The 15079-nt window shown below is 71.0% G+C and carries 1 protein-coding gene; it reads left to right on the top strand.

The window, feature by feature from the left end:
- Window positions 1–15060, top strand: a complete 15060-nt coding sequence (locus OG985_RS07700; protein ID WP_371667477.1) for a hypothetical protein — start codon at window positions 1–3, stop codon at window positions 15058–15060.
- Window positions 15061–15079: the final 19 nt, after the last annotated feature.

Here is a 15079-nt window from a genome sequence, read left to right on the forward strand (position 1 = left end):
ATGAGCATCGTCGTCTCGCCCCAGCTCAACAACCTGCTCTTCGTGCTCATCGGCGAGAAGATGCTGCAAGCGGACGAGGACCTGGCGTACGCGAGCCACAAGCCCTACAAGCGGCTCGGCAAGAACGTCCGGGACCTGTCCGACCTGATCGAGCAGTCCGTCCTCGGCGTCGGCCAGTCGCTGCCGCCGCAGGTCGGCCAGCAGTACGTACGGGCCATGCGGCTGTTCGTGGACAACGGTGGCACCAACTACCTGCGGGAGTTCTCGAAGCAGCTGGACGACGTCGGCGACGGCCGGGTCAAGATCTCCATGGACATCATGGAGGCGAAATGGCAGATCATCGCCGAACTCATCAGGCTGCTCATCGAGTTGGCCATCATCACGGCACTGTCCTTCTTCACCGGCGGCTCGGCCGCCAGCCAGGCCGCCACCGCCAAGGCCCGCAGCCGGGTGGCGATTCTGGCCACCCTGGACCACCTGCTCAAGCGCACCCACGTACTGCCGAGCCTGTCGGAGGCCTTCGACGAGGCGTTCCAGACCTTCGCCGTCCGGCTGGCGATGATGACCCTCGCCCCACCCGGACGCAGACCGGACAACTTCGACTGGGGCCAGATCTTCCAGGACGGCGTGTTCGGCGCCTTCACCGGGCTGTTCCACGGGGCCTTCGACTCCCTCACGAAGAACATCGGCAAGGGATTCCGCAACCTCCTGGACGGCCCTGGCGGAACCCGGTTCGGCAAGAACAACACCAAGAACATCACCGACGACATCACCTCGAAGTTCGACAACCCGCCGAGGTCGAACTCCTTCGGCGACCGCTTCGCGCGCGGTACCGGGAGCGGCGCCAACGAGTTCCTGGTGGCGGGCGGCTCGGAGGCGCTCGCCGAGGTCTTCGTCAACGGCATCTTCAATGGCAAGTGGGAGGGCAGCTGGGACACCTTCCTCGGTGCGGGTCTCAGCTCCGTGGTCACCTCGGCGCTCTTCGACAGCGCCTCCAAGTTCGGCGGCGCCTTCCGCTCCGGCTTCGACTTCGGCGGCGTCAACGTGCTGCCGGTCGGCGGGGCCGACGGAACCCAGGGCTCCGACAGCCGGGGGAAGGGCAACGGGGGTGGGACGCGGGGGAAGGGGACCCGCACCACGTCCGACGCGGACACGCCGGGGACGGCGGGGACGGCTGGGCTGGACGACGGGGCGGGGTCGGGCACTGGTTCGGATGGGGGCTCGAGCTCGGGTTCCGTGGACCCCGACCTGCCCACGGTGGGCGTCGGTGGGTCGGGGGACCGGGGTGGACTGGAGGACGTCGGAGGCGTCGGTGCCCCGGGGCCGGTGCCCACGTCGTCGTCCAGCGTGCCGCCGGGTGCGAACAGCGGGGGTGGCACTCCCACTCCGGGCAGTGGGGGGCGGGGCAACCAGCCCTCGGGGTCCAACTCGAACCACCGGAGTTCCCCGAACTCGTCCGACTCGTCGGAGTCGTCGGACTCGACGGAGACGACGGAGACGACGGAGACGACGGAGACGACGAACACGCGGGACGCCTCGGAGCAGCCCGAGGCCGACAGCGCCACGTCGACGGATGCCGCCGACGACTCCGCCGGTTCAAGCTCGCCGGAATCACCATCGTCGACCTCGACCTCGACCTCGACCTCGACCTCGACCTCGACCTCGACCTCGACCTCGACCTCGACCTCGACCTCGACCTCGACCTCTCCCTCTCCCTCTCCCTCGCCTTCGGCGTCAGCCTCGGCGCCGATCCAGACCGAGACCACGTCGACCACTCCCGTCCCGTCCGCCGCCCCGGTCTCGTCCCTCTCGCCGTCACCGTTCTCCTCGCCCGCCTCGTCCTCCTCGGCGCCGGCAGGGTGGAATGCCGCGCGGGCGGCTGCCCCTCCCGTGGGGCGGTCGCACACCTGGGTCGATCCGGTGTCGACGCCGAAGACCGCCGACGACACCACTCCCCCGCCCCGCGTCAGGACCGAATCCACCGGCGGCGCAGACTCGTTCGCGCCTCTCACCGGGACGGTGGAGGAGAACACCGCGCCCGACTCGACCCCGAGCGGGGACAACCTCGCCGCCCCACCGACTCCCGTGGCGACGACAGCGGCGCCCACAGTCCTCGCCACGGACATCTCAACCCCGGCCCCGGACACGGCCGTTCCCGTGGCCCAGGGGGCCGACGCGGCGCACACGGCCGTCACTCCGCACGCGGTCCCCGCCCTGCGCCCTGGTTGGGAGGAGGCGCGTTCGGCCGCCACCCCCGACCCGCGATCCCACTCATGGCTGGACCCGGTCTCCCGACCGAAGACCGCCAACGGCACACCCACCCAGTACATGGTCCACTCCGGCTTCGACGTCCGCCGCTTCACCCACGACGGCGAACCCATAGTCGACCTCACCATCCACCTCACCCTCACCCACGCCGACACCATCTCCGACACCCAACGCCAGGCCGTCTGGGACCGCATGACGCAAGGCGTGCAGCACACCTTCAACGCCCCCGGCCACCGCCTCCCCACCGGCGAACGCCTCCACGTCACCATCGCCCCCACCCCACCCGGCACCACAGCACACCTCACCGTCGAACTCGCCGACCCCGCCTCCGGACGCCGCACCTCCCACCACGTCTGGCGCACCAACGGCACCGCCACCGACTTCACCCACGAAATAGGCCACCAACTCGGCCTCCGCGACGAAAACCGCGACAACACCGCACCACAACGCCCCCAGATCGACGGCAGCCTCATGGGCACCTACCAACGCCCCGTCCCCCACCACATCCACACGACCACCACCCACGAACAGGCGGCCAACTACACACAAGGCGGCCTCCGACCCCGCCACCTCGCCCTCCTCCACACCCTCATCGGCAACCCCAACGACACCACACCCCCACCCCACGCCAGAACCACCCGAACCACCACCGGCGCCTCCCCCCTCGCACCGGTCAGCAACAGCGACGATGCCGGTACGTCGACCGGACCGACCACGTCCCTTGCGGCGACACAACCCCCTCCGCCCGTCCGGGAGTTGCTGATGCATCCGGGTTACGCGACGGGTGACCAGTTCGGGATCGCCGCCGCGCTGCTCGGCGATCCCGCCCTGCACGTGGTGGTCGTGGGCGGTCCTTCGGGCGACGGTGCGGATTCCCGCGACAAGGGCAGGGACATCGCGGCCTTCTACCTGGCCAGCGGTGTTCCGGCGCACCAGGTGCATTTCGAGGAAGCGGCCACCTTCGATGCGGGCGGGATCAAGACCGCGGCCGAGAGGGCGGCCGGGGCGGTGACCGCGGGCGCGTACGGCAGGCTGAGCGGCAACAACAAGAAGAAGTTCCTGATCCCCGTGGGGTCGGGCACGACCTGGGTGGCGAAACACTTCAGCGAGCAACTCCGCGGCCGCGTCCGTTCGGCGTGGGGCCTCGACGACACCGCGTTCCCGCCTGAGGACCACAGCGCGGTGGCTTCCTGGCTGGCCGGCCGGGGGATCACCGTGGAGCCCGGCCGGGAAACGATCGTCCTGTGGTCCCGTTTCAGCGGCAAACGCGGCGACGTCCACGTCGAACACGACACCAGTTACACCGGCATCGACCAGATCCTTGAGCGCATCGCCGAGCAGCCGCGCCCGGACGGCTCCCGGCCCCCGCTCGTCATCATCGCGGGGGACGCGAAGACGAACGCCCAGCGGCCGGACAAGTATCCGGACCTCGTCGCCAAGCACCGGGGGCCGAACCTGGACGTGCACGACCTCACGGATTTCTGGACGGACGAGGAGGGCGTGGCGACATGGGGCGGTGACAGCCGCATCGGGCAGATGCGGTTGTACGAGTACCTCGACCGCCGGAGCAAGGGCTCGAGTGGCGGCAGGTCCAGGCTGAAGCACCTGGGTTTCCGCAGCGGCAATCTCGAAGCGCTCGCCCTGGCGGGCCACACCGTGCGCTACATGGAGGAGGAAGGCAGCCAGGGCGGCGATCGCATGGCCAAGTGGCATGCGGCCACCGAGGACGGGAAGACCGGCAGCGGCGGTCTGGCACCCGGATACGAACGCATCCACGTGGCCCCTCCCACGCGCTCCGGAAAGTACATCGTCAAGATCCGCAAGGATGTGGAGACGTACAAGACGGCGCTCAAGGCCGACAGGAACAACCGGGAACTGCAGAACAGGATCGCGGATCCCGCGAACGACGTCCATCACCCTCTGTGGGTACGCGGCAAGACCGATCTCCGTAAGGGGGACAAGCCTGCCGTCATCTACGAGGACGTCAACGCGTACCCCAAGGGCTTCACGGACCAGGATCTCGACGCGATAGCGGCCTACCTGCGACCGGATCCGGAGACGCCGGAGGAGGCCCAGATCCGTCTGGCGCACGAGGCCATCGCGGCGGTCGAGGCCGACATCGCGCACCTGAGCGGCCAGCTCACCCTGCTCGAGGCGAGCAGGGTCGAACACCGCAGGCGCATCGCCGAACTCAACGGGGAGATAGAAAACGCCGGTCGGCGCCTTCGGGAGCTCGAAGCGATCGTCCGCTCCATCAACCGCAACCTCAAGGTCCCGAAGAACGCCGCACCGCCGTCGCCCGGCTCCGAGCGATCGGATCAGCAACGGGCTCGGGTGGCGAGCGAAGACCTCGCCAGACTGAACACGGAGCTGACTGAGCAGCGGTCCGCCCTACGACAGGTCAACGACGAGCTGGCCCGGACGCGCGTCCAGCTCGCCGGCACCAGCGCCCGTCTCACCGACCTGCGGACGGCGATCCATGCGTCGCGGTCCGTCCCGCCGGCCGGCGCCGACCCGTTGGCACCCGTCGTCGACACGCCCGACGGGTCCGCCACGCCGGCTGTGGTGCCGGCCCTGCCCGAGAACTGGCAGACAGCACGTGCGGCGGCTCTCGCGGTGGAGCGGTCGTACACGTGGGTGGACGAGGACTCCGCGCCACGGGCCACCGACGGCCGGACCACCCCGGCCGAGGCCTCGTCCGGCTTCACCGTCCGCCGCTTCAGCCACAGCGACATCCCGATCGCGGATCTCACCGTCAGGGTGGCCTTCCCCAACGCCGACAGCGTCCCCGCTGCCGACCTGGAGACCGTCTGGGACCGGCTGGCCGAAGGCGTGGAGCAGACCTTCAACGCCCCAGGCCACCGACTCCCCACCGGCGAACGCGTCCACGTCACCGTCGAGCGGGTTCCGCCCGGTGCCGAAGCCCATCTCACGGTGGAGTTGGCCGACCCGTCCTCCGGACGTCCCACCTCCCGCCAGGTCTGGCGCACCGACGGCACCGCCGCCGACCTCACCCACGCATTCGTCCGTTCACTCGGCCTCGGTGACGCCTCGGATTCGCAGGGGGACCCGGGCGACGGCGCCTTCGACGACCTCGCCCGCCTCAACGCGTTCGTCGGCGCACCGGACCCGGCCGTGCGGCCGAGCATGGTCATCCACCAGCCGGGTTATGCGACAGGCGACCAGTTCGGCATCGCCGCCGCCCTGCTCCGCGATCCCCACCTCCATGTCGTGGTGGTCGGCGGTCCGCGGGGTGCCGGAGCCGACCCCCGTGACAAGGGCAGGGACATCCGGGACTTCTATCTGGCCGGCGGTGTCCCGGCCCGGCAGGTGCACTTCGCCGAAGCCGCGACCTTCGACTCGGAGGGCATCAAGGCCGCCGCCGAGAAGGAGACCGAAAGTGTCTCCTCCGGCTACCTGATGCGCCTCAGCAAGACCAAGCGGAAGGACTACCTGGTCCCGGTCGGATCGGGCACGACCCTCGTCGCGAAACACTTCAATCAGGATCTGCGCGACCGTATCCGCGCCAACTGGCGTCTTGACGACACTGGTTTTCCGCCGGATCAGCGGGAGGCGGTGGCATCGTGGCTGGCGGGCCGGGGAATCACCGTCGAGCCGGGACGGGACACGATCGTCCTGTGGTCGCGATTCAGCGGCAAGCGCGGCGACGTCCACGTCGAACACGACACCAGCTACACCGGCATCGACCAGATCCTCACGAGCATCAACGAGCGTCCGCGCCCGGGAAGCGACAAGGGCCCACTCGTGATCATCGCGGGGGACGCGAAGACACATCACGAAATGCGCGACAAATACCCGGCGATCGTCGACAAGCAGCGGGCTGCGGGACTGGACGTCCACGACCTGACCGACTTCTGGACGGACAGGGAAGGCGTTCGGACCTGGGGCGGTGACAGCCGCATCGGACAGATGCGGCTGTACGAATACCTCGACCGGCAGAGCAGGGGCGACGGCGGCAATTCCGCCGGGCTCCGGCATCTTGGCTTCCGCAGCGGAAACCTCGAAGCGCTCGCGTTGGCGGGCCACACCGTGCGCTACATGGAGGAGGAAGGCAGCCACGGCGGCGAACGCATGGCCAAATGGCATGCGGCCACCGAGGACGGGAAGACCAGCAGCGGCGGTCTGGCACCCGGCTACGAACGCCTCCAGGTCACCCCGCCCACCCGCTCCGGAAAGTACATCGTCCAGATCCGGAACCTGCTGGACGGATACAAGGAGCAACTCAGGACCGACAAGAAGAACGAAACACTCAAGGCGACGATCCTGCGCACCACGGCCGCCGTGAACCACCCCGTCTGGGTGCGGGGGCGCGAGAACCAGCGCAAGGAGGACAAGCCGGATCTCAAAGGTGATCCGAACACCCGGCACAAGGGCTTCACGACAGTCGACCTGGCCGCCATCTCGACGTACCTCGTAGGACACCGGGAGACGCCGGAACAGGCACAGATCCGTCAGACGCGTGAGGCCATCACGGTGATCGAGGGCGAGATCGACCACCTCGAAAGCGAGATGGCCCAACTCACGGCGCGCAGAAGCGAACACCAGCGACGCATCCGTCAGCTCACCACCGAGATCCAGGCGGCCAGGCTTCGTCTGCGACAACTCGCCGCGATCGTCGACGACGTCAACCGCCGGCGCTACGGCACCACGACACCGACGCCGACACCGCAGACCGAACGCCCGGACCAGAGAGACGCCCGTACGGCGAGTGACCATCTGACGGGGCTGAACACGGAACTCGCCCAGCAGCGGACAGCTCTCCGGGAGGTCACCGAAGAGCTTGAGCAGACCAGGTCGGCGGTCGCGGACGCACGCGTGCGTGTCGGCCGACTGCGCAACGCGGTGGCCGCAGCGGCATCGTCTGACCCGGCCGACCCACCGGCCCCGCTGGCCCCGCCGACCGACTCGATCGACGTGTCACCGACACCGGCGCCGATCGATGTGGCCGCCCTACCAGTTGGTTGGGAGGAGGCGCGTTCGGCCGCCACCCCCGACCCGCGATCCCACTCATGGCTGGACCCGGTCTCCCGACCGAAGACCGCCAACGGCACACCCACCCAGTACATGGTCCACTCCGGCTTCGACGTCCGCCGCTTCACCCACGACGGCGAACCCATAGTCGACCTCACCATCCACCTCACCCTCACCCACGCCGACACCATCTCCGACACCCAACGCCAGGCCGTCTGGGACCGCATGACGCAAGGCGTGCAGCACACCTTCAACGCCCCCGGCCACCGCCTCCCCACCGGCGAACGCCTCCACGTCACCATCGCCCCCACCCCACCCGGCACCACAGCACACCTCACCGTCGAACTCGCCGACCCCGCCTCCGGACGCCGCACCTCCCACCACGTCTGGCGCACCAACGGCACCGCCACCGACTTCACCCACGAAATAGGCCACCAACTCGGCCTCCGCGACGAAAACCGCGACAACACCGCACCACAACGCCCCCAGATCGACGGCAGCCTCATGGGCACCTACCAACGCCCCGTCCCCCACCACATCCACACGACCACCACCCACGAACAGGCGGCCAACTACACACAAGGCGGCCTCCGACCCCGCCACCTCGCCCTCCTCCACACCCTCATCGGCAACCCCGACGACACCACACCCCCACCCCACGCCAGAACCACCCGAACCACCACCGGCGCCTCCCCCCTCGCACCGGTGACACCCTCGTCGTACGTCCAGAAGTACGGCGCCCAACGGGACGGCAATGTCGGGCTCGTGCAGGTCGAGCCGTTGCCGGCGCACGTCGTGGAGGGTCTGCACGAGCAGGTTCTGCGGGCCCTGCGTCTCACCGCCCCCGTGGCGCAGGACCACCCGGTGCGGGCCGAGTTGCGGCGCCTGCTCAGCGGCGAGCAGTTGGTGCTGAACCTGCCCTATCTGCGCAGCAGCATGGGACACCGGGTCACCGTCGAGGTCGGCGGACGGCGGCGTACGGTGGACGTGCGCCTCGCCCTGCGCGATCCCGTGCCCTCGGCCCGGCAGGGCAGCCAGGACCCGTCGGATCCGGACGTACGGGTCGAGCGCCGGGGTCTGGGGACTCAGGAATGGGGCGACTCCGAGTCGTCGGGCAACTACCGGGCGGTGGTGGTGCCTTGGTCGGCTTCGTTGCCGATTCCCAAGGCCGGTCCTGTGCGGGCCTGGGACTTCGGCCCCTCGCTGTCGTTGACACACAATCAGCTGTCCATGTCGACCTCGGTCACACAGGCCGTGCAGACCACGACGGCCCAGCGCAGCAACGAGCTGTCCCACGCCTACCGGTTCGACACCGACTGGGAGGTGCGGGTCGACGTGCCGCGCATGGCACCGACGGACAACTGGGGCGTGGCGGAAGGACATGGGCCGGTCACGGTCTGGTTCCCCGAGCACCTGGCCGTCGACGCCGACGCGGACACCGCGCTGCCGGAGCCGGCCGAGCTGGACGCCCTCCCGTTGTGGGGTGTGGACACCGTCGCGGAACCGCACCGCCTGCTGGAGGCCGTACACGGCACCTTCCACACCGACCTGTCCGCTCTCGGAGAGTCGTCCGCACAGGAGCTGGAGGCGTTCCTCTCCGAACCCGTGCTCCGCGGCACCCTGCCCATGCAGCGCTCGGGCGGCATCTTCTCTCCGCTGCTGCTGGACGCGCGGGGCCGGGCCATCGGGATGCTGAAGGTCACCACCGAAGTCGTACCGGGGCAGCCCACCCACAGGAGTCTGGACGGAAAGATCAACCTGGAGAGTCATCTCGTCCACACGGTCAAGGTGGACGGCCAGGCCAAGATCACCAATGCGGTCGGGGTGGACGTCGGTGTCGGTCCGGCGTTCACCGGCAGCCTCGCGGCCGGCCATCCCGACGCCTCCGGCATGGTTTCCGGCGGTGTCCTGGGCAAGGGCGGGGTCCGCTGGCAGACCAGCGACACGCTCGGCAGCGGCGGCAGCGCCGGCATCATGCACGCGCTGCGCACCAACCGCGGTCACCTGCTCACACCCGCCGACATCCGGCACACGGTCACTCTCATCCGTCCGGGCGGCGGCGCCACCACCCACACGTTCGACTCCTGGCCCAACGGCATGCATCTGCGACTGCCGGCCAAGCCGGACGCCGAGGGGCACCCGCCGGCCGAAGACGAACGGCGTGCTCTGCCCGCCGAGTTGGAGAACCTTCAGAGCATCGGCATCACCACGACGCCGCTGACCGTCGAAGGGCCGCAGCAGCTCTTCGGGCACGCCGAGGACTGGCTGCGCGCCAACGGATACCTGCCTCCCCGGGCGGACGCACCGGTGCGCAACCGTGTCCTGCCCGACGAGGCGCTCGTACAGGCGCAGTTGAACAACCTGCGCCGGTTCGAACAGACCCGCTCGGACATCGGGCTGCGCGCCGCCACCGACGCCATGGTGGACGGCGGCCACGCGCTGTGGCTCGAACGCCCCACGGCCACGGGCACCCACCGCGTCAAGCTCAACCTCACCGCCACCCGAGCCCCGGGCGCCGGGTCGGGCTCCGCGCCGCCCAGCCGGCACACCCGTACCCGCTCGTCCATCCAGCACGTCTCGCTCACCTCCTTCGGCATGGGTGGCACCGAGCAGCAGTCGTCCGGCTACGGCTGGTCGGCCGGCTTCGGCGGCTCCGTCAGCGGTCCCGTAGGCCCCTTCACCAAAGGCTCGGGCACTCTCGGCGGGGCCGCCGACCACACCTTCGCCCACCAGACGACGCACACGGCCACCGCCGGTTCCGGTCTCGGCCACGACCAGCTGTTCATCGGCTCCCACCAGGGCAGCGAGGAATTCGAGGTCCCCGCCCTCTTCGCCCTCGATCTGTACGACGGTTCCGGCGCCGAACCCGCCGTACGGTTCGCCGAGCACACCGCCTCCCACCCCTACGTGCCGCCCGGCGAGGTTCCGCCTCCGGCGGGTCCGCCGCCCAGGACCGTCGCCGGCACCATCACCCTGGCCGTCCCCCACCACCGCACCCTCCCGGCGGCCCCCGGCACCCTCGCGGCGCCCGCACCGCCACCCGCCGTTCGCCGTCCCGACGACGCCGACCTGGAGCGACTGGCGATGACCGGTCCGGACGGCAGTCCGGTGGCCGGGGTCGTCAAGCTCCCGGACGACGCGATCGTGGACGTGTTCCGCGGCGCTGCCGCCCTTCAGGAGGCGATACGACAGATCACGGAGGGCACACACCCGGGCCGCCCGGAACCGGGTCTGCTGGCCGCCGTCAGCGGGGCGGCGAGCGCCCTGAGCCCTCAGGTGCTCAAGGACACGGCCCGCCTGCTGTCGTCCAGCCTGGCGGGGCAGAGCGCCACCGATCCGACCACACTCGCCGCCGAGGTGGCACAGGCGGCCCTGTCACCCGCCGGCCTCCTGGCGCGCGGGCACCAGATCTTCAAGGGCGCCTACATCGTGGAGGGCATCACGCTGCCGGGCCTGGGCGCCGACCAGGACTACGCACTGGAGATCCGCGGCGTACTGCGCAACGCACGTCATCTCCACAGCGCCAAGCAGTACCTGGAGACGGGCGTGGTCTCCGTCGACTCCGGCGCCCAGCAGAAGTCCGTCGGTACGAGCCGCCAACAAGGTGTCGCCGTCACCGGCACCAGGACTCCGGCCACGACGACCGCCTCCACGCCTCCGCCACCGAGCACGAACCCGAGTGCGGCACCGACAGCCACAGCGGTGCCGGAGCAGGCCACGGCGAACAACGCGTCCGTCGCCGCTACGCACCGCCCGTCGGCCTTCGGACCGTCCGCGAAGTACACCCGCACGACCAGGACGGAGAACTCGGCCACCCTCTCCGCCGGCACCTCCGTCAACCGCACCGCCACCGAGAGCGGCGACGAACACCGCATCGCCGCCGACGCGACCCTTCTGGTCACCCTGAGGCGCGGAACCCGCAACGCCGTCGGCAACACCCTCGGCTACGGCAGCGACACCCCGGTGACAGTGGCCGTGGACATACCGCAGGCCGTGCAGTTCCTCATGACGGAGGGCCAACTCACCCGCCATCAGGAGTGGTTCGCCGGGGTCGACGGGCTCACTCCCTCGCCGGCGGCCGCCGAGACCCTCCCGCTGCCGCAGCGCTTCACCCGCACCGGGGAACCGGGCCTGGCAAGCGTCCTGTCCGTCACCCAGCTCGGCGAACCGGCGGCGCGGCCGGCCGACGCCGGAGCCGTAGAACCGCCCAGCGGCCGGGCAACCGGGCCGAACGACACACTCGCCGACCTGACGAACACCCACGCACCCGACCAACCGCACACCGCCCCGGCCACCGGTCCCGTCGAACGGCGGGACCGTCTCCGCACGGAACTGACCGCCCTCGTCGAGGCGGAGGCTCCGGGCGTGACCCGGCCCGGGCACTCCGCCTATCTCCCCGGCGTGGCCTCCCGGATCGCCGACTACACCTCCACCGCCGGTCTGCGCGCTCTGCCCGGGCGCGGCCCGCGAGGGGTACAGCGCTTCCACTTCCGGCATCTCGCTCTCGGCGGGGCCCGCCTGGTCGAGGTCACGCTCACCGCCAGGCCACGGGGCGACGCCAACGCCCTGCGCACCGTGCGCGGCCGGCACGCCGGTCCCGGCACGGGACTCGAGCAGTACCACGCGCACACCGCGACCGGTGACACCACCGGCACGACCCGCACCACGCAGCACGGTCTCACCCTCAACCCGACCACGCGCTACCCGCGCCCGGAACACGACACCCGTACGGACCGGACCGGCCCCGTCGTGACCGCGAGCAGCACGCGCAGCCACGGCACGAAAGCCGTCTCCACGGCGGAGGACCGGTTCTGGCTGCGGACCGACAACGCCGCCGACTTCGAACTCGACTACGACTACGAGGTGGCCGTCCGCTCGGAACTCGTCGCGGACTGGCCGCCCAACGTCATCGGCGGGCTCCTCCAGGGCGGCATCCTCGCCTACGGCGACCAGGACACGGATTCCGGTGACGGGACGGCGAGTTGGATCAACCGTGTGCTCGGCAACGGGCCGTATCGCAGGGCATCCGTGCCTGCCACCGTCACCCTGCGCTTCACGGGCAGCGAGGCCACCACCGCCGAGGACGTGGCGGGACCGCGCCCGCCGACCGTCGGCGCGGCCCCGCCCGACCTCTCGGGCGGACGGTTCGTGCCGACCGGGCCGGCTCCCGTCTTCGAGTTCAACGCGGGGGACGAACTCAGCACCGCCCTCGGCGAGGTGGCGCCCGGGCAGGCCCGCACGTGGCGGTCCCTGAAAGCGTCGACGTCGGCGGAGAGCACGACCGTCCGCATCGGTGAGCTCATCCAGGCGGGCGACATCGCCCTCGACCACCCGCGCACCGCCGCCGGTCTGACCGACACCATGCCCGGCGCCTACCCCTTCGAGTCCGATCCCGCGCACCCGCCCACACTCGCCGTGAGCCTGCACCACCCGCGCCGCGTCACGCAGGCCGCCGACGTGACCCTCGACCGACTGCGGGTCAGCGCTGTCAGTGGCGGATCGTCCCGGAGCGGTGGCACCACCGGGGGCCTCGGCTTCCAGGGCGCCTACAGTCACGACGACACCAACCAGACGCTCGGCGGCGCGACCGTCCCCGTCCTGACCCGGCAGCCGCGGACGGCGGGCACCACGGAAGGCGCGGGCGGAGGCCGCCGCGAATGGCTCAAGACCGGGACGACGACCGCTCCCACGGACGACTCCCACGGCACCCGGACGTACGAGGCACTGGTCGACACCCACATCACGGCTCGCGGCCCGCGGGGCGTACGTCACGTCACGGGCACCGCCACCGTGCGCATCGGCGAGCGGGACGCGCTGGGGCACGGAATCACCCCGCCTCGCACGCATCCGCAGGTGTACGACCTGCCCTCGATGGTGCGCGCGGCCGCCGACGCGGAGGCCCTGACCAACGCCCGGCCCGCCGACGGGACAACCCCCGACGCCGTACCGGACACCGTCCGCGAAACCCGGCCGGGCATCGTCGCCGACAGCGACCTGCGGGACTGGCGACGGCATCCGCTCCGTGGGCTGCCCGGCCTCCTCGCCTCGCAGATCGCGGACACCGACCAGGCGGCGCAACTCTGGCTCGCCCTGGACACCGACCCCGCCACGACGTTCGGGAGTGACGCCCCCTCCGTGCAACAGCACCTGGGGCGTGCCCTGTTCGCCGCCTCCCGCGCCGCCGCGCTCGCCGGGAAGCCCATCGAACTCGTCGTCCGGGGGGACGACAACAGCCTGCGCCTGTGGAACTTCGACGCCGCCGGCGCCGTCCAGGGTCTGCCCGCCGAGGCCCAGCGGGCCTGGCAGCTCTTCGACGGACAGGCCACCGCGCTGACCACCGCCGCGGAGACCGAACACGAGGCTCGCCGGACGGAGTTCGTACTCGGCAGCGAGGCCGAGGCGCAACCCGCGCGAGTGGCCGACGCCGACGAGGCGGTCCGTCGCGCGGCCGAAAGCGTGGACGGGATCCGCGAGGTGTCACAGGCCGCGGAAGGACGTGGCCGCGCGGCGCGGGAAGCCGTTGAGCTGGCCGAGCGGAACCGGCTTCGGTCGTCCGCGGAGATCACGCGTCTCACCACGCTCGCCACCCGGCTCACGACGCGCGTCGGCACCCTCGACGGCGAGCTGCGTGCCGCCGAAGTCGCACTCCGGGAAGCGGAGGCGGTCGTGACCAGCATCGAACGCAACCATCCGGCCGAGCAGGAGGAAGAGCGCCCCGACCAGGTCCGGGCACGCGAGGCGGCGGAGGCACTGGAGAGGCTGCGCGGTAGCCGGGAAGAGGGCCGGACGGAGCTGGACAGGATCCGGGCCGCCATGGGCGAGGAGCGCAGGAGCGCCGACGCCACCGAGCGTACTCTGCCGGGCCTGCTGAGCGAGGCGGAGCAGGCCCACCGGACGGCCGAGCAGCGCGCCACCGACCTCACGCACGCCCTCGAACGGCGCCGGACCGCGGAGCGGGCGGCACAGACGGCTCGTCAACGCCTGCGGGAACTGCCCGACTTGATCCAGGCCACCCGCGACCGGCAGGCGACCGCGACCGACGCCCAGACCCGCGCCGAACAACAGCTCCTCACGTTGGCGGCCGCCGTGCCCGCGAGCCCGCGCGTCGACGTGCCGACGGGGTCGCTGGCCTCCAGCTCGGCTCGTTGGCCCCTGCCCACCCCTCGCTCGACGCCGCCGCGCGTCCACCAGTCCCCGCAGGAGTCCTTGGTCGCCGCGCTGCACGAGGCACTGCGGACGAGCCGGGAGGACGGCTCCCACCCGGGTGACGACTCGCACCGGGACGAGAACTCCCCTGACCGCGGCGCCGCGGCACCGACCCGAGGCGGCAAGGACGCCCTCCACCGCTGGCTGATCGACCGGCTCGCGAGCCAGCGGGGGGCGGACGCGCCCGACGCGGGCTCGGGCACCGAGGGGTCGATCGGGGAACCGTCGGGCGTGCCCCTCATCGGGCTCGCGGCCGACGGTGACACCGTCTCGCTGGAGGAGATACGCGCACTGGGTATCGACCTCCCGCAGAACAAGCAGGCCGAGGCCGCGCTCCTCGGCGACCGGCTGACGGTGGCCGCCGTACCACTGAACCGCGCGCACAGAGTGCAACTCCTGCTCGACCGGGCTCGGTTGACGGACTATCCCGCAACCGTGGCGATGCTTGCCGCGCATGCCGCCGGCCGGGATATCGTGATCACCGGTCCGGGCACCACCGAACACCGGTACGGCCCCGGCTCGGGCGTTCCGATGCGGATCGAGTTCGACGGCGTGGTGTATTCCGTGCGCCCTCCTCGTCCGCGGGAGGCCTGAGGCATGGCCGGTGAGACCC

It is taken from the genome of Streptomyces sp. NBC_00289 (assembly GCF_041435115.1).
In the GTDB taxonomy this organism is placed as follows: Bacteria; Actinomycetota; Actinomycetes; order Streptomycetales; family Streptomycetaceae; genus Streptomyces.

Excerpts from the sequence above, each read along its gene's own strand:
- OG985_RS07700 (WP_371667477.1), top strand. The coding sequence starts at position 1 with ATGAGCATCGTCGTCTCGCCCCAGCTCAACAACCTGCTCTTCGTGCTC.